The organism is Alteriqipengyuania abyssalis (assembly GCF_019857185.1).
Classification (GTDB): domain Bacteria; phylum Pseudomonadota; class Alphaproteobacteria; order Sphingomonadales; family Sphingomonadaceae; genus Alteriqipengyuania; species Alteriqipengyuania abyssalis.
In genome coordinates this window covers 196,721-217,947 of sequence record NZ_JAHWXP010000004.1, presented here as the reverse complement: position 1 = coordinate 217,947, position 21,227 = coordinate 196,721, and the positions used below count along the sequence as shown (strand labels likewise).

Annotated in this window: 20 protein-coding genes; 8 read left to right on the top strand and 12 right to left on the bottom strand. The window is 64.6% G+C overall.

Annotated elements, in window-relative coordinates; all coding sequences use genetic code 11:
• Positions 1-83 precede the first annotated feature (83 nt).
• Positions 84-875 carry a SapC family protein gene (locus KYN89_RS14400; protein ID WP_222825785.1) on the bottom strand — a complete coding sequence of 264 codons (792 nt, stop codon included), beginning with the start codon at positions 873-875 and terminating at the stop codon, positions 84-86.
• Between the two features lie 75 nt (positions 876-950).
• A complete protein-coding gene (locus KYN89_RS14395) occupies positions 951-2,405 on the bottom strand; it encodes an FAD-binding oxidoreductase (protein WP_222825724.1) in 1,455 nt (484 codons plus the stop codon).
• A gap of 170 nt (positions 2,406-2,575) precedes the next feature.
• Here KYN89_RS14395 and KYN89_RS14390 point away from each other — a divergent pair, with 170 nt between their 5' ends.
• The 3 genes from KYN89_RS14390 to KYN89_RS14380 all read left to right on the top strand — a co-directional run bounded on the left by KYN89_RS14390 (position 2,576) and on the right by KYN89_RS14380 (position 6,247).
• A complete protein-coding gene (locus KYN89_RS14390; protein WP_222825723.1) occupies positions 2,576-3,142 on the top strand; it encodes a hypothetical protein in 567 nt (188 codons plus the stop codon).
• Between the two features lie 109 nt (positions 3,143-3,251).
• Positions 3,252-4,670 (top strand): DEAD/DEAH box helicase, encoded by a 1,419-nt coding sequence (locus KYN89_RS14385; protein WP_222825722.1) that lies wholly within the window; start codon positions 3,252-3,254, stop codon positions 4,668-4,670.
• Positions 4,671-4,762: 92 nt separating this feature from the next.
• Positions 4,763-6,247: a sensor domain-containing diguanylate cyclase gene (locus tag KYN89_RS14380; RefSeq protein ID WP_222825721.1), complete on the top strand. Its 1,485-nt coding sequence runs from the start codon at positions 4,763-4,765 to the stop codon at positions 6,245-6,247.
• On the opposite strand, the gene KYN89_RS14375 is transcribed toward KYN89_RS14380, so the two are convergent.
• Positions 6,244-8,553 (bottom strand): ATP-dependent helicase, encoded by a 2,310-nt coding sequence (locus KYN89_RS14375; protein WP_222825720.1) that lies wholly within the window; start codon positions 8,551-8,553, stop codon positions 6,244-6,246. The two genes, KYN89_RS14380 and KYN89_RS14375, sit on opposite strands and share 4 nt — an antisense overlap.
• 131 nt (positions 8,554-8,684) lie before the next feature.
• Here KYN89_RS14375 and KYN89_RS14370 point away from each other — a divergent pair, with 131 nt between their 5' ends.
• Together KYN89_RS14370 and KYN89_RS14365 are read left to right on the top strand one after the other, a co-directional pair.
• On the top strand, positions 8,685-9,179 hold the full coding sequence (locus KYN89_RS14370) for a hypothetical protein (protein ID WP_248285308.1): 495 nt from the start codon (positions 8,685-8,687) through the stop codon (positions 9,177-9,179).
• 87 nt (positions 9,180-9,266) lie between these two features.
• Positions 9,267-9,560: a hypothetical protein gene (locus KYN89_RS14365; RefSeq protein WP_222825719.1), complete on the top strand. Its 294-nt coding sequence runs from the start codon at positions 9,267-9,269 to the stop codon at positions 9,558-9,560.
• Between the two features lie 68 nt (positions 9,561-9,628).
• On the opposite strand, the gene rsmD is transcribed toward KYN89_RS14365, so the two are convergent.
• Together rsmD and KYN89_RS14355 are read right to left on the bottom strand one after the other, a co-directional pair.
• Positions 9,629-10,174 carry a 16S rRNA (guanine(966)-N(2))-methyltransferase RsmD gene (gene rsmD, locus KYN89_RS14360; protein WP_222825718.1) on the bottom strand — a complete coding sequence of 182 codons (546 nt, stop codon included), beginning with the start codon at positions 10,172-10,174 and terminating at the stop codon, positions 9,629-9,631.
• Positions 10,174-10,932: a pseudouridine synthase gene (locus KYN89_RS14355; RefSeq protein ID WP_222825717.1), complete on the bottom strand. Its 759-nt coding sequence runs from the start codon at positions 10,930-10,932 to the stop codon at positions 10,174-10,176. Before KYN89_RS14355 ends, rsmD begins: the two co-directional genes overlap by 1 nt.
• Positions 10,933-11,367: 435 nt before the next feature.
• Between KYN89_RS14355 and KYN89_RS14350 the strand changes: the two genes are divergently transcribed.
• Entirely contained in the window at positions 11,368-13,101 is a 1,734-nt protein-coding gene (locus KYN89_RS14350; RefSeq protein WP_222825716.1) for an AmpG family muropeptide MFS transporter, read from the top strand.
• Here the strand turns inward: KYN89_RS14350 and KYN89_RS14345 are convergent, their stop codons facing one another.
• The 6 genes from KYN89_RS14345 to trpB all read right to left on the bottom strand — a co-directional run bounded on the left by KYN89_RS14345 (position 13,102) and on the right by trpB (position 19,263).
• Positions 13,102-14,397, bottom strand: coding sequence for a bifunctional folylpolyglutamate synthase/dihydrofolate synthase (locus tag KYN89_RS14345; protein ID WP_222825715.1), 1,296 nt, complete (start codon positions 14,395-14,397; stop codon positions 13,102-13,104).
• On the bottom strand, positions 14,394-14,690 hold the full coding sequence (locus KYN89_RS14340) for a hypothetical protein (RefSeq protein WP_222825714.1): 297 nt from the start codon (positions 14,688-14,690) through the stop codon (positions 14,394-14,396). The genes KYN89_RS14345 and KYN89_RS14340 overlap by 4 nt, the downstream gene beginning before the upstream one ends.
• 22 nt (positions 14,691-14,712) lie before the next feature.
• The gene (accD, locus tag KYN89_RS14335) at positions 14,713-15,561 is read right to left on the bottom strand and encodes an acetyl-CoA carboxylase, carboxyltransferase subunit beta (RefSeq protein ID WP_222825713.1); all 849 of its coding nucleotides are present in this window, start codon (positions 15,559-15,561) and stop codon (positions 14,713-14,715) included.
• On the bottom strand, positions 15,558-16,358 hold the full coding sequence (gene trpA / locus KYN89_RS14330; RefSeq protein WP_222825712.1) for a tryptophan synthase subunit alpha: 801 nt from the start codon (positions 16,356-16,358) through the stop codon (positions 15,558-15,560). The genes accD and trpA overlap by 4 nt, the downstream gene beginning before the upstream one ends.
• A gap of 328 nt (positions 16,359-16,686) precedes the next feature.
• Positions 16,687-17,121: a GFA family protein gene (locus KYN89_RS14325; RefSeq protein WP_248285307.1), complete on the bottom strand. Its 435-nt coding sequence runs from the start codon at positions 17,119-17,121 to the stop codon at positions 16,687-16,689.
• Positions 17,122-18,018: 897 nt separating this feature from the next.
• A complete protein-coding gene (gene trpB / locus KYN89_RS14320; protein WP_054526026.1) occupies positions 18,019-19,263 on the bottom strand; it encodes a tryptophan synthase subunit beta in 1,245 nt (414 codons plus the stop codon).
• Between the two features lie 205 nt (positions 19,264-19,468).
• Between trpB and KYN89_RS14315 the strand changes: the two genes are divergently transcribed.
• The gene (locus KYN89_RS14315; protein WP_248285306.1) at positions 19,469-19,933 is read left to right on the top strand and encodes an outer membrane beta-barrel protein; all 465 of its coding nucleotides are present in this window, start codon (positions 19,469-19,471) and stop codon (positions 19,931-19,933) included.
• 51 nt (positions 19,934-19,984) lie between these two features.
• Here the strand turns inward: KYN89_RS14315 and KYN89_RS14310 are convergent, their stop codons facing one another.
• Positions 19,985-20,629, bottom strand: coding sequence for a phosphoribosylanthranilate isomerase (locus KYN89_RS14310; protein WP_222825711.1), 645 nt, complete (start codon positions 20,627-20,629; stop codon positions 19,985-19,987).
• An 85-nt stretch (positions 20,630-20,714) separates the two neighbouring features.
• Here KYN89_RS14310 and KYN89_RS14305 point away from each other — a divergent pair, with 85 nt between their 5' ends.
• Positions 20,715-21,221 carry a DUF4019 domain-containing protein gene (locus tag KYN89_RS14305; protein WP_222825710.1) on the top strand — a complete coding sequence of 169 codons (507 nt, stop codon included), beginning with the start codon at positions 20,715-20,717 and terminating at the stop codon, positions 21,219-21,221.
• Positions 21,222-21,227 lie beyond the last annotated feature (6 nt).

The window sequence follows — 21,227 nt, the reverse complement described above, 5'->3', positions numbered from 1 at the left end:
GAGGGGGGAATTCCGCCCGGACACGCTGAATCTGGGGTGCGTTGCAGCAAAGTCAAGAACTGCTGCGACGCACCCTGTCAGCCCTAGTTCGGGGCGCCGTCCTGCTCGGTCGGAGCGGGCATCTTGCCCTGCTGTTCCTGGCGGCCGAAGATGTTGCGCATCAGTTCGAGCGAGGTGAGGTGCGCGTAAATGATCGCGAGCATCCCTTCCTTGTTCCACTGCTTCAGGGTCTCAGCATCGATCTCGGCCAGCTTGGCCTGATCGATCATGCGAAAACCGCGATAGACGTAGGGCTTGCCCGGCAGTTCGGCGCGTTCGATCGAGACTTCACCGTCCATCAGCAGGTCGTGCTTGAGCAGTTCCTGCGTCAGGTTGCGGGTCCGCTGACCCGCCTGCTCGAACTTCTCGCAGAAATCGAGGATCGCCTTGGTCTGTTCGGTGGTCGAACCATCTTCGTTGAACAGAAGCTCGCCTTCGTCGAATTCGCCGACCGCATTCGAGGTCGGGTCGAAGCATAGCGACAGCTCGTCGGTTTCGGGCGTCAGCTTGGCGAGGATGAACGGATAGCGGCGGATGTAGGCCGGCACGTAGACCTGATCGATCAGCTTGCCTTCATCGTCGAAGAAGGTGTTCACGCCTTCGTTGAGACCCATCAGCGCCAGCGGCAGCGGGTTGTCGCCCGACGAGAAGATCACCGGGAAATGGCGCGCGGCCTGGATGAACTCGTCGCCGGTCAGCGGAACGACGTGCTGCTTGGACAGCCAGGGTGCCGAATCGAGCATGCGATTGCGAAACTTCAGGTGGTCCCGCGTGTTGAGCGGCATCAGGTCGTTATAGAACATGGGAAGCTGGGGCTGTTGCGGCGCGCTGGCCATCGGTCTCTCCGTCATCGGGCTGAATGAGTGAGGGCGGTTATCGATGCGTGCCGCCCGGGTCGCGAAACCGCGCCTTTAGGCGGCCTGCGGGGAACTGGCAAGCGGCACAAGCTTGCCCGGATTCATGATCCCGAGCGGGTCGAGCGCCTGTTTTACTCCGCGCAGGATGGTCAGCCTTGCAGGGTCGGCGAGGCGTGCAAGCTCATCGCGTTTCATCTGACCGATCCCGTGCTCGGCACTGATGGAGCCGCCCCACTGCGTCACCAGATCGTGAACCGCAGCACTGATTGCCTTGCCTTCGCGCTCCTCCCATTCACCGCCGGTGGCGCCTGTCGGCGCACGAAGGTGGAAGTGGACATTGCCGTCGCCAAGATGACCGAAAGCCACTGCCCGGGTGCCCTCGAAACGATCCTCGAGCGCGGCGCTCGCCTGATCGATGAAGTCGGGCATCCTGGCGGGCGGCACGGAGATGTCGTGCTGCACCGCCGGACCATGCGCGCGCTCGGCGGAGGAAATGCCGTCGCGCAAGGCCCACAGCGCCTCGGCCTGAGTCTCGTTCGCGGCGATCGTGGCGTCTTCGACCAGTCCTTTGCCAAGCGCGGTTTCCAACAGGGCAGTGGTTTGCTCGGCGAGGGGGGCGGTGTCGGGATCGTGGGTGACCAGTTCGATCAGGACATACCAATGATGCCGATCTGACAGCGGGTCGCGGCTGGCGGGCTCGTGGTGCAGTACCGATTCGAGTGCGAGACGCGGGATGATCTCGAACCCTTCGAGCGCGGCTCCCATCCGGTCGCGCGCGAGGAGCAGCAGGCACCACGCCTGCTGGACCGATTCGACCCCTGCGAAAACCACCTGCCGTCCGGTGATTTGCGGTTCCAGCGAGAGCGTGGCGGCGGTCACGATGCCGAGCGTGCCTTCCGATCCGATCAGCAATTGCTTGAGGTCGAAGCCCCGATTGTCCTTCTTCAGCGCGGCGAGGGTATCAAGCACCGAACCGTCCGGCAGCACTGCTTCGAGGCCGAGGACCTGCGCGCGCATCGTGCCGTGGCGCAGCACCTGCGTGCCGCCCGCATTGGTCGAGATCAGCCCGCCGATGGTGGCCGATCCGCGCCCGCCCAGTGTCAGTGGGAAGCGCAAGGCCCGCTGCGCGGCCGCATCGTGCAACGTTTGCAGGATGACGCCTGCCTCGCACACGACCTCGCGAGCATCCTCGTCCCATCGGCGGAAGGAATCCATCCGCCGCAGCGACAGCAGCAGCGCCGTGCCGCTCGCATCCGGGGTTGCGCCGCCAGACATGCCGCTATTACCGCCCTGGGGCACGATCGGCACACGATGCCGGGCGCATAGCGCGACAAGCGCGGCGACCTCGGCAGTATTGGCAGGAGAGGCGAGGGCGATCGCGTTGCCGTGATAGCGTCCGCGCCAATCAGTCAGCCACGGCTCCATCAGCTCGGCATCGCGGGTCAGGCCGCGCTCACCCAAGGTGGCCTGCGCGCTTTCCAGGAAGGATCCGTGAGTGGCAGAGTTCATGTTGCTGTCATGCCACACTTAGGCGCGCCCCTGCCACCCCCGGACGTATTGTCCGGACACAATTAAGCCGCCATTCAAAAGACCAGGCTATCGCTTGCGCCCGGGTTGATCGAATTGGGCGCGCTGTAGATGTGCGTTCGCCCCGCAAGAGTTAGGCAGCATTTGACATCATGCACTTCGTGGCAGCATTTCTGGCACCGATTCTGGCGCTTAGCGCGCCGGTCGCGCCCGATGCTTCGTCGTCGAGTGCCAGCTGGCCGCTCGACGCGCCGGTGTTTTCAACAGAGCCGCCTGCAAATATTCGTACCGACCATTCGCCGGGGTGGATGGTCAGCCAGTCCTGGCGACGCGATCTCGAGGCGAACCAGGTCCGTATTCGGCAGCAGATTATGATCCGGGTATCCCCGCGCAGATCGACCACGAACGAACTGGTGGCCGATTGGCGGACTGCGATCCCGCGCGAGTATGAACAGCGCAAGATCGGCAAGTGTCTGCCAGCTAAAGATATTCTAGCGGTGCAAACGGTCTCTTCGCGGGATCTCGTGCTGCACATGTCCGACCAGCGAATGATCCGGGCGCTGCTGCCCAAGTCGTGCAATGCACGCGATTTCTATCTGGGCTTCTATGTGGAGCCGAGCGAGGATGGGAAGCTGTGCGTCGATCGCGATCTTCTGCGTGCGCGCAGCGGAGCGACTTGCAAGATCGGTGCGATCCGCCAGCTCGTCCCCGCCGAATAGCCCTCTAATCTTGACATTCGCGCGGGTTTGAGCGAAGCCGCGCGCGCTTGCGCGGAGCTATATTTTCCGCGGTCTTGGCGTTGATTGCCCTCCACATCCGGAACCCTGAATGAAATTTGCCGATCTCGGCCTCTCCGACAAATTGCTGCAGGCGGTAGAAGCCGCCGGCTACACCGAGCCTACGCCGATTCAGGCGCAGGCCATCCCCCCCGTGCTGATGATGAAGGACATCATCGGCATCGCGCAGACGGGAACCGGCAAGACCGCGAGCTTCGTGTTGCCGATGATCGACATTCTCGCCAGCGGTCGCCGCCGCGCGCTGATGCCGCGCTCCCTTATCCTTGCGCCCACGCGCGAGCTGGCCGCGCAGGTCGCCGAAAACTTCGAGAAGTACGGCAAGCAGCACGATCTCCAGCTCGCGCTGCTGATCGGCGGCGTGCAGATGGGCGACCAGGTCAAGGCGCTCAACGAAGGCGTCGACGTGCTTATCGCCACGCCCGGCCGGCTGATGGACCTGTTCGAGCGGGGCAAGATCCTGCTCAACGGCTGCGAGCTGCTGGTGATCGACGAGGCGGACCGGATGCTCGACATGGGCTTCATCCCCGACATCGAGACGATCTGTTCCAAGCTGCCCGAGCCGCGCCAGACGCTGCTGTTCAGCGCGACCATGCCGCCGCCGATCGAGAAGCTGGCGCAGAAATTCCTCACCAATCCGAAGCGGATCGAGGTGAGCCGCGCGGCGTCCACCAACGAGAACATCACCGCGTTCAAGATTCCGGTGAAGCCTCGCGAAAAGCGCGAGACGCTCCGCTGGCTGCTGGCGAACGACCACGTTGAAACCGCGATCATCTTTGCCAACCGCAAGACGACCGTGCGCGAGATCAACAAGAGCCTGCAGAGCCATGGCTTCGCCAGCGGAGAGATTCACGGCGACATGGACCAGTCGAGCCGGATCGCCGAACTCAACCGGTTCAAGGCGGGCGAGGTCAATATCCTGGTCGCGTCCGACGTCGCGGCCCGCGGGCTCGACATCAAGGGCGTCAGCCACGTGTTCAACTTCGACACGCCCTGGCACCCCGACGATTACGTCCACCGTATCGGGCGGACGGGCCGAGCCGGGGCCAAGGGGCGCGCCTTCACCTTCGTCACTGAAGACGATGCCGAGGCGATCGCCAATGTCGAGAAGCTGACCGGCGCCAAGGTCAAGCCGTTCGGCAAGGAAGACGTCCGGGTCGAACTGGTCGAGGCAGAGCCCAAGCGCGAATCGAGCCGCAAGCGGTCCGACGACCGCAAAACCGAAGCGCCCGATCGCGACGAAGATCGCGACGCTCGCAAGAACAAGCCTTCGCGGGAGCGCAAGCCCCGCCGCGACGAGACTCGTCACGACGAGGCGAGGCCTGCCCGATCGGCAGAGAACAGATCGTCCCGCAGCCAGGGTGGCCGTGGGCGTAGGGAAGATAATGAAGTGATCCCTGCCGGCGAGTGGAACGGGCCCAAGCCCGACTTCCTCTCGGTCAGTGCGACCTGACCCGAGAAACGGGCGCACTACCTGCGAAGGCGACGGGGGTTAGGCTGGTCTTAACCAGAATCGTGCACTCGTCGCGCGCAGAAGGAGCAGGGATGTCCGAAGAGAATATCAGCGTCGAGGCAATCCGCCACCGGACGCTTGCGGCGATGGAGATACTGGACACCGAGGCCGAAGGCGAATTCGACGCCATGGTCATGGCTGCGCGCCGGATTTTCGGAAGCCGGACAGCCTATATCTCGCTGATCGACGGGGACCGGCAATGGTTCAAGGCGCGCGAGGGTTTCCCGCCCAGCCAGGTTGCGCGCGAATGCTCGATTTGTGCGACAGCGGTCGACGAAAACCGCGAGATCGTGGTCGAGAACCTGCAGGAGCATCCGGTCTACGGCCAGATGCCCGAGATCGCGGCCATGCCACATTTCCAGTTCTTCGTGACGATCCCGTTGATGGGCCCGCCGATGGATGGCGTAAGCGTGCCGATCGGCACGCTGTGCGTCATCGACGACCGGCCGTGGGTCGCAAGCCGGGAAGAACTGGATGAACTGCGCCGACTCGCGCGGGTGGTCGAATCGCTGTTCCAGACGCGGCTCGATGCGAAGCTTGCCGAGCAGGCGCTCGAGGAGCGTCGTCAACTGATCGACGAGTTGCGCCGGGTCCAGCGCCAGTTCGAACTGGCGGAGGAAATGGCGCAGATAGGCCATTGGCGAATGGATCTGGCGACCGAGGAGCTTTTCTGGTCGCCGCAGACGATCGCAATTCATGGGATCGACAATCCGACCCAAGCGCACCTCCAGGGGGGGCTGGACTATTTCCCGCCCTACGAGCGGCCACGCATTGCCGATGCGGTCGAGGAGTGCGCCAAACATGGCACACCCTACGATCTCGAACTCGATTTCCGCGATGCGAAGGGTGTTTTCAAACGGGTCCGCGCGATTGGCGAACAGGAAATTGCTGACGGTAAGCCTGTCGGGATCATGGGCGTGTTTCAGGATATTACCGAGCGCTATCACCTCGAGACGCGCCTCCGCGCGGCGGCGCATGTCGATGAACTGACGGGGCTGCCCAACCGCGCACGCCTGAACCAGTATCTCGACAGCACCATCGACACGATGCACAAAGCGGGCCGCCGGATGGCGCTGCTGCTGATCGACCTCGACCACTTCAAGGATATCAACGACCGGCTCGGCCATGAGGCGGGGGACCGCGTGCTCAAGGGCGTTGCTGCACAACTGGTCAGCGAACCTTTCGCTGGTCAGATGGCTGCGCGGCTGGGCGGAGACGAATTCGTGCTGGTGATCGAGAACGAGCAGTTGCTTGCCGATCTGCCCGCGACGCTCGAACTGCTGCTGGGCAAGCTACGCTTCGAGGTCGGTCGGGAAGATGAGACAATTCTGGTCAGCGCTACGATCGGAGCAACCTGGCTGACTGGGTGCAACAATGATCGCAGCCAGCTGCTGCGCTGTGCCGACTATGCCCTGTACCAGGCGAAGCGGACCGAGCGCGGCACTGCTTCGATTTGCCCGGATGCGATTGCGGGGGAGCACATTCGCGCCGCGCCGCAGCTGCGCGCGGTGAGCTAGTCGGCTGGCTTCACGAAGCTGTCGATCACCCGCTTAGTGCCGGTGGTTTCGAACTCGATTTCGAGCTTGTTTCCTTCCTGCCCCATGACCGTGCCGTATCCAAACTTGTCGTGGAACACCCGCGCACCCAGCGCGATGTCGTCGCGCGGCTTGGCCGCGAAGCTGGCTGCGCTGCGGCGGCTTTCCTGAACCCTGGTGGGCCGTGTCTCGTATCCCGTCGCCAGCGCCCGCTGCCAGCCGGGGCCGCGGTTGTTCGAGCGCTCGGGCCGGTCGCGCGTGACATGGGCGAAGGGATCTTCGCTCTCGCTCCAGTTCGCCCGCCACAGGGAGGCACCGCCTGACATCGTGGTCTCGCTCTCGACGTGGTCGTCGGGCAGTTCCTCGATGAACCGGCTGGGAATGGAACTGGTCCACTGGCCGTAAATGCGCCGGTTGGCGGCGTGCAGAATCGTGCATGCCTTCTTCGCGCGGGTAATCGCGACGTAAGCGAGGCGGCGTTCCTCCTCCAGTGAGGCGAGCCCACCTTCGTCGAGCGAACGCTGCGAGGGGAAGACGCCTTCCTCCCACCCGACCAGGAACAGGTGGTCGAACTCCAGCCCCTTGGCGGCGTGGATGGTCATGATGGTGACCTTGGCATCCTCCGCATTCGCATCATTGTCCATCACCAGCGCGACATGCTCGAGGAAGTCGCCCAGCGTCTCGTAATCCTCCATCGCGCGCGCGAGTTCGGAGAGGTTTTCGAGTCGCCCCTTGGCTTCGGGCGTCCGCTCGTTCTCGAGCATCGCCTGATAGCCGCTTTCTTCAAGCACCTGCCGGAGCAGTTCGGCCGGCGCGAGGCTGTCCGCCTGTTCGCGCCACTGGAGAAACTGACGCATCAGCCCGCCGATGGTCCCGCGCGCCCGCGCAGGCAATTCGTCGCTGTCCGCCAGATCGAGCGATGCCGCAGCCAGCGGCATCCCGGTGCGCCGCGCATGCTGATACATCTTCTCCAGCGTCTTGGCGCCGAGCCCGCGCTTGGGCTGGTTGTAGATCCGCTCGAACGCGAGGTCGTCCGCCGGCTGCGCGATGACGCGCAGGTAGGCGAGGGCGTCGCGAATTTCGGCGCGCTCGTAGAAGCGGAAGCCGCCGACGATGCGGTAGGCCATGCCGATCTGGATGAAGCGGTCTTCGAACTCGCGGGTCTGGTACTGCGCGCGCACAAGGATCGCGATCTCGTCGAGGCCCACGCCGCCACGCTCGAGGCTCTCGATCTCCTCGCCCACGCGGCGGGCTTCCTCGGGCCCGTCCCACACGCCGATGACGCGGACCTTCTCGCCCGTGTCGGTCTCGGTCCATAACTCCTTGCCGAGCCTTTGGCTGTTCTCCCCGATCAGGCCTGATGCCGCGCCGAGGATGTGCGGGGTGGAGCGATAATTCTGCTCCAGCTTGATGACCTTGGCACCGGGAAAGTCCTTCTCGAACTTCAGGATATTCGCCACTTCCGCGCCGCGCCACGAGTAGATCGACTGGTCGTCGTCCCCGACCACGCAGATATTCTTGCGATGCTGCGCGAGCAGGCGGAGCCACAGGTACTGGACCTGGTTGGTGTCCTGATATTCGTCGACCAGGATATACTTGAAGCGGTTCTGGTACTGCTCCAGCACATCGGAATGCTGCCGGAAGATGTTGAGCATGTGCAGCAGCAGATCGCCGAAATCGCACGCGTTCAGTGATTGCAGACGCGCCTGATAGGTCTTGTACAGCTGCGCGCCGCGCCCGTTGGCGTAGGCCTCGTTCTCCACCGCATCGAGATCTTGCGGGTTGAGGCCACGGTTCTTCCACCGGTCGATCAGCCCGGCCAACTGGCGCGCGGGCCAGCGCTTCTCGTCCAGCTCGGCTTCCGCGATCAGCGTCTTGAGCAGACGCAGTTGGTCGTCGGGGTCGATGATCGTGAAATTCGATTGCAGGCCGACAAGCTCGGCATGGCGGCGCAGCATCTTCGCGCCGATCGCGTGGAAGGTGCCGAGCCAGGGCATGCCTTCCACCGCATCGCCGATATGCCGGCCGACACGTTCGCGCATTTCGCGCGCGGCCTTGTTGGTGAAGGTGACGCAGAGAATCTCGCTCGGCCAGGCGAGCCGCATCGCGACCAGATGTGCCAGCCTTGCGGTCAACGCCGAGGTCTTGCCCGTTCCCGCACCGGCCAGCATCAGCACCGGCCCTTCGGTGGTGAGCACGGCTTCGCGCTGCGGCGGGTTCAACCGCGCGGCATAGGGCGGGATATCCGCGTCTCCGGCGGCGGTTGCGAGGGGGAATGCATCATTCATGGCTATGCCCGAACAGGTAGGGAACGCGCGGCGAGGGAGCAAGGGAAGCGGCGCCCGCGCTCCCCAATTCGGAACCTCACGCCCGAGGTCTCGTTGGTTGGGCAAGGACGAGGGAAGAAGGAGACAGAGACATGAAAAAGCTTATTATTGCTTCGACTGCCGCCTGCGGCCTCGCAATTGCTGCAGCGGCTCCGGCGCTCGCCGACCATCATATGGAAGCCGAATCCTACGCGATGACTGCCGCGCAGGAAAAGATGTACCTCGATTGGTCTGCCGAACAGCGGATGACCTATCAGGAGTGGCCCATTGCCGCCCAGGAATATTACTGGACGCTCAACGATACCCAGAAGAACGTCTGGTGGAACACGCTGACCAATGATCAGCGGGTCAAGATCGTCAACATGGTGCCCGAGCAGCGCATGGCTGCCTGGCAGTCGATCAACAGCCAGCTGAGCGGCTCGGCAACGGCAACCACCACCAGCACGACTTCGGGAAGCGCCAAGATCAACTATACCAGCAACGCGATGGTGCAGCCGACCCCTGGCGATGAAGGTCCGCCGCCGGCTGATCTGCCCATCTGCGAGCCGATGCAGCAGGATAACTGCATCAACCGCGGGGCGGTCTAATAAACAAACGCTATTCTGCGTGAAACCGTGTGGCGACTCCGGGGTTATCCCGGGGTCGCCATATTACTTCGAGAGGAGATCAATAAGATGAATAAGATCCTTTTGACCGGTGTCGCCACCGCCCTTGCGGGGCTGTCGATGCCCGCCGCAGCGCAGACTGCACCCACGATCAACTACGTCAGCAACGAAACCGCGCAGCCGGTTCCGCAGGATGAGCAGCCCAAGTCGGGCGAGCTTCCGATCTGCAAGCCCAAGCAGGAAACCAACTGCATCAACAGCTGGGAAGCCAACAAGACCGGCAACCGCCCGATCAACTACTGGCCGGGTCGCTCGGCGAGCGAGATCGACGAGCCGCTGCCGCTTAACGAACCCAAGAACTGATCATCGATCTGCGATCGAAAGAGGGCGTTCGTCATCGGCGGGCGCCCTTTTTTTGATGGGCGTGGGCCTTAGCTGTCCAGCTGGAGCAGCAGCAGTTTGGCCTTGCCCACCTTACGCTCTGCATCGACCCGCATGCCACGCAGTTCCGGCGTTTCCTTCGCTGCCACCTCGAGCGAGATCCACGTCGCGGGGCCGATCCAGCCGAGCCTGACCAGCCGTTCCAGCGCGACGGCGCCTGCGCCAGTGCCATAGGGCGGATCGAGCATTACCAGATCGTGCGGCACCTTCGCCGGGCCTAGTCGCAACGCGGAAGCCTGCTGTACCGTCGCCCGCGTCCCCGCACCCAGCGCCGCGACGTTCGCCCGGATCGCGTCCACTGCACGCTTGTCTTCTTCGACGAACAGGCACGACGCGCAGCCGCGTGACAATGCCTCCAGCCCGAGCGCGCCCGATCCCGCGAACAGGTCCGCCGCGCTCAGCCCCTCGAAACTGCCGAGGCGGCTGCTCAGCATGTTGAACAGCGTCTCGCGCGTGCGGTCGGCGGTCGGGCGGGTGGTTTCGCCAGCTGGAGCCTTGATCGCGCGCCCGCGCCAGTCGCCTGCGACGATCCGCATCAGTCGCGTCCCTTCTTCACCGAGGCGCGGAACTTGCCGATTTCGTGCTTGCGGATTTCCATCGCCTGCCCGCGCGGCAGGTCGCCCAGCGCTACCGGCCCGAAGGCGACGCGGACCAGCCGGTTCACCTCCAGCCCGAGATGTTCGAGTACCCGGCGCACTTCACGGTTCTTGCCTTCGGTAATCGTCACTTCGATCCACTGGTTCGCACCGGTGCGCCGTTCGAGATTGGCGTTGATCGGGCCGTAATGGACGCCGTCGATGGTGATCCCCTCGCTCAGCTCCTCCAGCTGCGCCTGCGTGACGGCGCCATGCGCGCGCGCGCGATAGGTCCGCTCGACCGCATTGGCGGGCAGCTCGAGCAGGCGCTTGAACTCGCCGTCATTGGTCAGCAGCAGCAGGCCTTCGGTATTGTAGTCGAGCCGCCCGATCGGCATCACCCGCGGGGCATCCTTGGGCAGAGCGTTGCGCAGCGCGGCGTAGATCGTCGCCCGGCCTCTCGGATCGCGTTCTGCGGTGATAAGCCCGGCGGGCTTGTGGAACGCGAACAGGCGGGTCGGTTCGGGCTTGGCAACCGGTTTGCCGTCCACGGTCACCCCGCGCAGGGATTCGAGCAGGGTCGCCGGGGTCTCCACGGTTTTCCCGTCGATCGCGATCCGCTTGTCCGCAATCATCCGCTCCACCTCGCGGCGGCTCGCCACGCCTGCGCGCGCCAGCAGCTTGGCGATGCGATCGCCCTTACGTTCATCTTCGGCCATGCCCGCCCGCTTAGCGACCGCCCGGCGATCCGCCAAATGCTTTGGCACACGCAAAGCTAAACGTGGTAGTGCGGATGCGGCTTCCGGCGCACATCCGCGTCCTTGTCTGTATCGAAAGGGCGCCAGGCGTGGTTGCAGTTGATCAGCGGGCACGCGCAGCGAGCGCAGGTCGTGCGAAAATGCAGACCATCGCTCCAGACCCGCTTGCGGTCGACCCGGTGCCCGCGCAGGTCGCACAATGCTCTTTCCAGCATGGCAGCGAGCCTCCGCTAATACAGCGCGGCGAAAGAATAGACGCGTATGGTGGCAATTCTGCGTCACCGGCTAGGTCCGCCGTCTTTCGAAGCGATCGCATCGGCGTTTCGCGAGGGCTAGGCTAACCCCGGCCACAGCGGCTAGAGAGCGCAGGGACGATTTATCGAGGGAAGGGTGTGTATGGCCGAGGCTAAGGCTGACAAGGCGAAAAAGCCGGGCTGGGGAACGCTCGCACGATCGCTGCGCAATCCAAAGAGCGGCTATATGGCGCTGTTCGGCTTCGCCAGCGGCCTGCCCTTCGCGCTGTTCCTCGGCACGCTCTACGCCTGGCTGTCCGAAGCCGAGGTGGAACTGGAGACGATGGGCGTCTTCTCGCTGATCGGGCTCGCCTACGCATTCCAGTTCCTGTGGTCGCCGCTGATCGACAAGGTCTCGATCCCCGGCTTCCGCAAGCTCGGCCGGCGCAAGCAGTGGATCGTGCCCGCGCAGATCCTGCTCGGCGTCATCCTCATCGCACTCAGCCTGTCCAACCCGACCAACGAGGCGATCGGCTGGTTCAGCCTGCTCGCCGGGATCGGCGCGCTGGCGAGTGCCACCCAGGACATCGCAATCAACGCCTGGCGCATCGACGTGGCGGACGAAGAGGCGACGATCGACATCCTCTCGACCGTCTATCAGATGGGCTACCGCCTCGCGGCACTGGTGGGCGGCGCACTGGGCCTGATCATCGCCGCGCGGATCGGCTGGCCGCAAACCTACCTGATGATGGGCGCGATCCTGCTGGTGATCGGCATCGCAGGCCTGTTCGCGCCCGACAGCAAGGCGGGCGAGAATGTCGACGGCACGATCGATGACGAACTGCTGCTCAGCCTGCGCCGCAAGGGCGAGCTGAAGCCCTCGGTCCGGGCCAAGGCGCTGGGCGCGGTGGGCCTGCTGTGGGCGGTCGCCATCGGCACCGTGCTGACCTTTATGTACATGTCGCTTGCCTTCCCGCCGGAGGAGCGGCCCAATCCGACCGAATTCACGCTCAACTATGGTCCGTGGATCATCGTCGCCACGGTCGTCATCCCCGCGCTGATCGCGGGCTGGCTCGCCTCCAAGAAGGAGCGGGGCCAGTATGTGATGACCGAGGACCTGCCCGAACGCGCAGGCCAATCTTTTGCGATGGACCACCTCTATCGCGCGCTGGTGATGCCGCTGGTCGAGTTCGTGGGGCGGATGGGCTGGTCGCTGGTGCTGATCCTCTCGCTGGTGCTGACCTACCGCATCTGCGACGCGATCTGGGGCACCTTCGCCTATCCGTTCTATCTCGGCGAATTGCAGTACACGAACGACGAGGTCGCCTTCGCTTCCAAGTTCTTCGGCGTCGGCGCGATCATCGCCGGGCTGGCGATCGGCGGCTATCTGCTGACCGCGATCGGGCGGATGGCCACGCTGACCTTTGGCGCGCTGATCGCCGCGCTGACCAACCTGCTCTATGCCGACATGGCGGCGGGCGGGGCCAACATGCAGGCGGCGAGCGATGCGATCGGCTTTTCCGCGCTGATCGGCTTCATGGCCCCGTTCGGGTCGGAGGCGCTGCCGCGGCTGACCTTCACGATCATGTGGGAGAACCTTGCGATCGGCATCGCGGGGGCGGCCTATGTCGCGTGGCTGAGCTCGATCGTGTCCAAGAAGTACTCGGCGGTCCAGTATGCACTCCTGTCCTCGCTGACGCTGCTCGTGGGCACGCTGGGGCGCGGCGCGCTGGGGGAGATGATCGAGAAGCAGGGCTATTACGACGTGTTCATCCTGACGACGCTGATCGGGATGCTGGCGGTGGTCCTGTGCGTGTTCGAATGGATCCGCGTGGTCCGTTCGGGCCGCTCGCAGAACGCGCCGCCGCCCGGATCGGAAGCGGTTGCGGCGCAGTAGTCAGTCGGGCAGCGCGCCGCTCAGCCGTAGCACGTCGCCTGCGAGGTAGAGCGAGCCTGCGATCAGCACGGGCAGGCCATCGTCGGGCAGGGCCCGCAGCGCCTCGGCCACATCCGCCGCCTCGCGCACGTCTGCGCCGAACATGCTCGCGGGGTGATACTCGTGTCCCGGCACCGGCACGGCGGTGATGCTCGCGATGCTGTCCGCCAGCGGATCGACCAGCGCGCGGTGATCCTTGTTGGCGAGCATGCCGAGGATGAGGTGGAAGCGCTCACCCATAAAGTGCTGCGCCAGCGCCTCGCCCGCGCTGGGATTGTGTCCGCCATCGACCCATACGATCCGCTCGCCCGTCAGCGGCGAGGCGGGCAGACGCTGAAGCCGCGCGGGCCAGTTCACGTTTCGCAGCCCCTGCGCCATCGCATCGCGCGACACGCTCACGCGGTCCTGATGGCGCAGCATCGCGATGGCGAGTGCGGCGTTCTCCGCCTGATGCGCGCCCGGAAGCGCGGGCAGGGGCAGCGCGAGTTCGCCCAGCGCATCGACGTAATGCAGGCCCGTCTCGGTGACGCTGGAATGCCATTCGCGCCCGCGCATCGTCAGCAGTGCCTCACGCACGATCGCCGCATGCTCCACCTCCAGCGTCACGCCTTCGGGGTAGGACAGCGTGACCAGCGGCACGCCGGGCTTGCCGATTCCGGCCTTCTCGAACCCGATGCGTGCCAGCGGTTCGGCGGGCACTTTGTCCTCCGGCGCGAGGAGGAAGCGTTCATGGTCCAGCCCCAGCGCGGCGATCCCGCACGCGGCGAGGACGTGCGAGCCCAGCACATTGGTCGCATCGAAGCGCCCGCCAAGGCCGACCTCGATCACGCAGACATCGGCGGGTTCGCGCGCGAAGGCGAGGAAGGTGGCGGCGATGGTGACTTCGAAGAAGCTCGGATTGAGATCGCTTCCCGCATCCAGCACCTCGGCCAGCAGCGCGGCGAGCTGTGCGTCCCCGATCAGCGTGCCCGCGATCCGGATCCGCTCGTTATAGCGCACCAGATGCGGGCTGGTGGCGACATGGACGCGTTTGCCATCCGCCTCCAGCATCGCGCGCAGGATGGCGCAGGTCGACCCCTTGCCGTTGGTGCCTGCGACATGGAACACCGGCGGCATGCGGTCCTGAGGATCGCCCAGCCGGGCCAGCAGAGCGCGGATCGTCTCCAGCCCCAGCCGGCCATCTGGCACCGAAAGCGCGGCCAGCCGGTCGAGCTGGGCCTGAACAGCCGGATCGTCGGAGCGGGCGAAGTCCTTCATGCCTTTGGCCTCCACCAGGTCCATGCGATGAGAACGAAGCCTGACGCGAAGCACCCTATGGCAAGCCAACCGGCCCAGAAGGGCAACTCGGGCGCACACCAGTCGAAGCAGAAGGCCTTGGGGCCGCGAGCAGGGAGTTCCTCGCCCCAAGTGTCAACGAACCATTCCCAATGGCCGATTGCCGCTGCATTCATCCAGTTAGCGGCAATAACGGACTGAAGAGTCGCCGCCATTGCAGCGAACGCGAACAGCAGCAGCGCTATTGCCAGCCGTCTGTCGCGCCTGGGCTTCATTCTTCGTCGCCCGTCCGAGTGTTCAAGCCGCCTTCGATCCGCGCATATAGCGCAGCATCGTCGCCAGCTCGCCCTTCAGGTCGTGGCGGTGCACCACGCGGTCCACCATGCCGTGTTCGTGCAGGTATTCGGCGCGCTGGAAGCCTTCGGGCAGCTGTTCGCGGATCGTCTCCTGGATCACGCGCTGGCCCGCAAAGCCGATCAGCGCGCCCGGCTCCGCGATCTGAACATCGCCGAGCATCGCGTAGCTCGCGGTCACGCCGCCGGTGGTCGGGTCGGTCAGCAGCACGATATAGGGCAGGCCCGCCGCGCGCAGCTTGCGCACCATCACGGTCGCCTTGGGCATCTGCATCAGGCTGAGAATGCCTTCCTGCATCCGCGCGCCGCCCGCCGCCGTGACGACGACATAGCCGCACTTGCGCCGCAGCGCTTCGGCAGCGCCGTCGCAGAAGGCCTGGCCCACCGCCATGCCCATCGAACCGCCCATGAAGTGGAAGTCCTGCACGCCCACGACCGCAGGCTGGCCGTCGATCGCCCCGCTGGCGACGGTGAAGGCATCGCGGTGCGGATTGCTGGCGCGCGCGGCCCTCAGCCGGTCGGTATAGCGCTTGGAATCGCGGAACTTGAGCGGGTCTTCCTTGACCTCGGGCTGGGGCAGCAGCGTGAAGCCCTCGTCCATCAGCATCGCGATGCGCGTGTCCGCACCGATCCGGCCATGATGCTCGCAACGCGGGCAGACGTAGAGATTGTCGGCATAGTCGCTTGCGAAGATCATCTCTCCGCAGCCCTTGCACTTGATCCACAGCGTTTCGTCGGTGGAGCGCTTGGCCACGAAGGGCAGCGAATTGCGGACACGATTGAACCAGCTCATGCGGCTGCTCTTTCCGCAGAATGGACCGCCTTGGCAAGCCTTGCGGTGAGATCGCGCAGGTGCGCGGGTGCATCAACGCCATGTTCGGCGACCAGATCGACCAGCGCCGAGCCGACCACGACGCCATCGGCCACCTTGGCGATCGCCCCGGCCTGCTCGGGCGTGCGCACGCCGAAGCCGACCGCCACAGGCAGGTCGGTCGCCGCCTTCAGCCGCTTCACCGCCGCATCGATCGAGTCCTGCGCGGCGCTCTGCTTGCCGGTGATCCCTGCGACGGAGACGTAGTAGAGGAAGCCTTCGCTCCCCTCGATCACGGTCGGCAGGCGGAAGTCGTCGGTGGTCGGCGTGGCGAGACGGATCGGAGCGATGCCCCGTTCGCGCAATGCCGGGCCGAGCGCGGAGTCCTCTTCGGGCGGGATGTCGACGCAGATCACCCCGTCCACGCCCGCGCCTGCTGCCTCTTGCGCGAACCACTCAGGCCCGCGCCGGACCATCGGGTTGGCGTAGCCCATCAGCACGAGCGGCACGTCCGGGTGACGCTCGCGGAACTCGTTGGCGATCATCAGCACGTCTTGCGTGGTGGTGCCCGCCTTCAACGCGCGGATATTGGCCGCCTGGATCGCGGGCCCATCCGCCATCGGATCGGTGAAGGGCATCCCCAGCTCGATCACATCCGCGCCGCCTTCGACCAGCGCATCGAGATTGGCGGCGGTATCGCCATCGCCCGCGGTGACGAAGCACACAAGCGCGGGGTGGGGCTTTGCGAAAGCGGCTGCGATTCGGTTCGCGTTGTTCATCGTAGGGCTCTCGGGGCTGAACGCTGACACACCTGACACACTGTCCTAGGTTAGAAAAACGGGTTGGCGATGCGCATGGCAAAGAACGGCTGGGTGGGGAAGGGCGCTGAGCGGGTCATGCGACGATTATGCCCGTGGGGAGGGGGTGTAGGACAGCGCGATTGCCTTCGTTTCCATCGTCATCCCGGACTTGATCCGGGATCGGGCTTTTCTTCGATGGGATTGAAGGAAGCCTTGCCCCGGCTCGGTGGTCGGGGCGACGTGGAAGGTGGGAGAGGCGCAAATCCGTCAGGCGTCTTGCAAAGCCCGCCGGCGGCGCTCCGAAAGCCTAACCGCACACCACGCGCGCCGGAGTCCACCCCTTGCGTCGCCGTGCGAGCCGGTCCTCGGTCTCTTCCCCATCGAAGGAGGCGGGGCTAGCGGGGGCTAAGTCGCTCAAGCGGTCCATCGTGTTGATGTTGACGACGCCCAGCAGCCTCTCGTCGACCATTCCCAACGCCACGCACGGCACGCCACAATGCGTGCAGATGATGAAGTCGGTGATGCCCAGCCCGAAGCGGTAGCGACGGATGTCGTCGGGTGCGCGATGCGACAGGACGAGCACGCCCTGAGGATCGCTGGTCCATGCCGCGCCATGCTTGATGCAGAAGGAGCACCCGCACGCGCGCGCCGCCGGGAGTGTCTCTGATGAGGTCCGCAGTTCGACCGAAACTTTGCCGCAATGGCACGAGCCGTGGAGGGAGAGGGGTTGGTTGTTGTTCATCCTTTAGCCCCCTCACCTTCAGGGGAGGGGGATCGCCTCGTTCTTGAAAACGAAACCATCGTGTCGACAGCCTTCAGCACGTTCAGCACGAGCAAGGATACGCCGAATATTCCACAAGGTATCAAAATCCATGGGGAAATGGTGATATAGCACTCGTGAAAAAGTGCGCCGTCGAGTTGCTCGCAGCTATTACGGGTGAAGTATCCGGTAGACAGTAGAATATTCGCTAGGATGAAGCCGGTAAGCGTCAATAGGAACGTAGAGTAGCGCGTGGAAAGCCTGACGAAGCGAATGGGCGATATGGCCCTTTGTGCAAAATCCAGTAGATGCCAGAAATTGCCAAAATCGAAAATATGGCCAAGATTATGAGGCTTTCCCCGAGTACGTATAGGGCGGGGAAGGGATCGACCGCACCATTTTCAGCTCTTCCGTCTCTCAGCGCGACAAACCAGGATATGTTGGCGATGATCAGCCCCGCCGACCACGCCAAAAATATGCTGCAAACAAAGTTGAGTAGTTTCTGACGGTAACCCTCGCTCACGCGATCAAATCTCCACCCTCAGCTTTTCCGCGGCCGTGAAAATATCCTTGTCCGCCCCCCGCACAGGTTGGCAAGGATCATCGCGTCCTTGTCCATTTCCTTTGCGCGTTTCGGCTCGTCAAAACCTCTTAATCTGGATGGCCACGTCGCCTTCCTGGCTCCTCGCAATGAGGAGTGGGAGTGCGACTATTCCGGTTTCTCAACTTTTACGAAGAAGCCGAGTATCGTGATCGTGGCAAGGAACACGCCCCCCGTTGCGGTTATGGCACCGTTGTCGCGCCACAGGCCGCTTACCGCAAGGAACAGCAAGCCGACCAGCGCGAGAGCGATTGTGATCCAGGCCAGCCTGCGGGGGCTCAAATCTCCACCCCCAGCTTCTCGGCCACCGTGAAGATGTCCTTGTCCCCGCGCCCACACAAGTTCGCGAGGATGATGGCGTCCTTGTCCATCTCCTTCGCGCGCTTTGCAACGGCGGCAATCGCGTGGCTCGGCTCCAGCGCGGGGATGATCCCCTCGGTCCGGCACAGCAGCTGGAAGGCTTCCAGCGCCTCGTCGTCGGTGACGGCGGTGTATTCGACGCGGCCGATGTCCTTCAGCCACGCATGCTCCGGCCCGATGCCGGGGTAGTCGAGGCCCGCCGAGATCGAGTGGCCTTCGGTGATCTGGCCGTCCTCGTCCTGCAGCAGGAAGGTCTTGTTGCCGTGGAGGATGCCGGGTGCGCCGCCGGTCAGGCTGGCGGCGTGCTGGTCGCCGTCCAATCCAAGCCCCGCCGCTTCGACACCGAGCATCTTCACGTCCGCATCATCCAGGAACGGGTGGAACAGGCCGAGCGCATTCGAGCCGCCGCCGATGCACGCGACCAGCAGGTCGGGCAGGCGGCTGGTGCGCTGCTGGATCTGCGCGCGCGCTTCGGTTCCGATCACGCTCTGAAAGTCGCGGACCATCGCGGGGTAGGGGTGCGGGCCCGCCGCGGTGCCGATGATGTAGAACGTGTCGTCGACGTTCGCGACCCAGTCGCGCAGCGCCTCGTTCATCGCGTCTTTCAGCGTGCCGCGCCCGCTGGTGACGGGCACGATTTCCGCGCCGAGCAGCTTCATCCGGAACACATTTGGCGACTGCCGCCGCACGTCTTCGGCGCCCATGTACACGACGCAGGGCAGGCCGAAGCGCGCGCAGACGGTGGCGGTGGCGACGCCGTGCTGGCCCGCGCCGGTTTCCGCGATAATGCGAGTCTTGCCCATCCGGATCGCGAGCAGGATCTGCCCGATGCAATTGTTGATCTTGTGCGCGCCGGTGTGATTGAGCTCGTCGCGCTTGAACCACACCTGCGCCCCGCCCAGCGCCTCGGTCAGGCGTTCGGCGAAGTAGAGCGGGCTGGGGCGGCCGACATAGTGTTCGAGCAGATCCTCGAACTGGTCGGTGAAGGCGGGGTCCTTCTTTGCCTCGTCATAGGCCTGCTCCAGCGCGAGGATGTTCGGCATCAGCGTTTCGGCGACGTAGCGCCCGCCGAAATCGCCGAAATGGCCGCGATCGTCCGGCTGCTGGCGGAAGCTGTTGGGGGTGTCGGCGGTGTCGCCCGGGCTGGTCTGGGGTGTGCGCATAGGCCTGAGCGATTGGCAGAGCCGCAAAATCATGTCCACCGGTTTGCGCGCGTTTCGCGAGCCGGTTGCCACGCCCGCGCTGCCCAAAAAAACCGGCCCCGGGGGAATCGGGTGCGGCGCATCTCTCTATGATGGAAGCCTTATGGGTCTGGTTCGGGCCGGCGCTCCGGCGAGTGCGCGGTGGCCCTCTTGATGGGATGTTTCGATGATTAAACCTGTTGTGTTGTCCGCTCTCCTGATCGCTCTGCCGGCGGCTCCGGCCTTGGCCGAAGAAGCGGCCGGTGGCCCGCGTGCGGAAGTTCGCGGCGGTGTCGCATGGTCGGAAGGGGAGACCGATCCGGTCCTCGGCATTGCGGCGGGCTATGATTTCGACCTTGGCGAAACGGTGTTCCTCGGCGGTGAAGTGTCGGGCGAGAAGATCCTTGCCGAAGACACCTTCGTGGAACTCGCGCTGACCGGCCGCCTCGGCACGAAGGTGAGCGAGAAGGGCAGCATCTTCCTCGCGGGCGGATACACCTTCACCCACCATGGCGACGGGCCGCATGTGGGCGTCGGCTACGAGCATCATCTCGGCCACAGCGGCACCTACATCGCCGCCGAATACCGCCACGTGTTCGTGGACCATCACGAGGCCAACGCCGTAACCATCGGCATCGGCACCTTCTTCTAACCGTCGTTTTGGTTGCCGGGCCGGGGCGCATTGCCGCTCCGGCGCTAGCACTCAGGGGTTCGCGTCCGCAGCGCGCACCGCGTCGCAGAAGGCGCGGATCAGGGCTATGTCCTTCACGCCCGGCGCGGTCTCCACCCCGCTGGAGGTGTCGACGAGCGGCGCGCCGGTACGCGCAATCGCATCACCGACATTGTTCGGCGTCAGACCGCCCGCCAGCGCCCAGTCCATCGGGTGTTCGTAGCCGTCGAGGATCTCCCACTGGAAGGCGACGCCATTTCCGCCGGGGAGCGCCTTGGCCGGTGCATCGAACAGCACCCGGTCGACCTGACCGACAAAGCGTTGCGCCCGGTCCAGCGTGGCGCGTTCCTTCAGGCCAACCGCGCGCCAGGTCTCGACACCCATCAGCTTGCGGACCAGCGCCATCCACTCGACCGTCTCATTGCCGTGAAACTGGATCACGTCGGGCCTGACCGCGAGGTAGGCGGCTTCGAGCTCGGCGGGCTGCAAGGCCGAGGTCAGCAGCACGACCTTGACGCCTTCGGGCACCCGGCGGCGCAGCTTCGCCGCGTCGTCTAGGGTAACGTGGCGCGGGCTCTTTGCGAAATGTACCAGGCCGACATGGCTCGCGCCTGCGTCCACCGCCGCATCGAGCGTTTCGGGCATCGAGAGTCCGCAAATCTTGATCTGGGTGGGCATGTGTGTGCTCTTATAGCTTGGCCTTGCCGAGGCAAATGGTACTCGCTGGGCAATCGCACGGGGCTGACGAGTGGGGGACACGGCAATGCTGAAATGGATCGCAATGGTACTCGCCGGCGTGCTGCTGGCCGGGTGCAACCCGGTGCAGCAGGCGAAGGATGCGCGCGCGCAGGTGGATCTGTTCCACAAGCGGCTGAATGCGGGCGAGGATCAGGCGATCTGGACCAATGCGGGCGAGCAGCTGCGCAAGGCGACCTCGCGCGAGGATTTCGTCCGCCTGCTGGGCACGGTGCGCAAGAGCCTGGGGCCGGTCGAGGAAACTTCGCAGACAAACGTCAACATGAACACCAGCCCGCAGGGCAGCTTCACCACCTTGCAGATGGAGACCCATTTCGAACGGGGCCGGGGCGTCGAGACCTTCGTGTTCAGCGGATCGGGCGATTCGCTGAGGCTGGTCGGCTATAACATCAACTCGCCCGACATGATGGCCGACGTGTTCGAGAATTACGCGGACGAGCCCTCGGCGGAAGCGACGGGGAGCGCCGAGGCGAACGATTCGCCAGCAATCAGGATCGCTCCTGCCGAGCAGTAGGCGCGC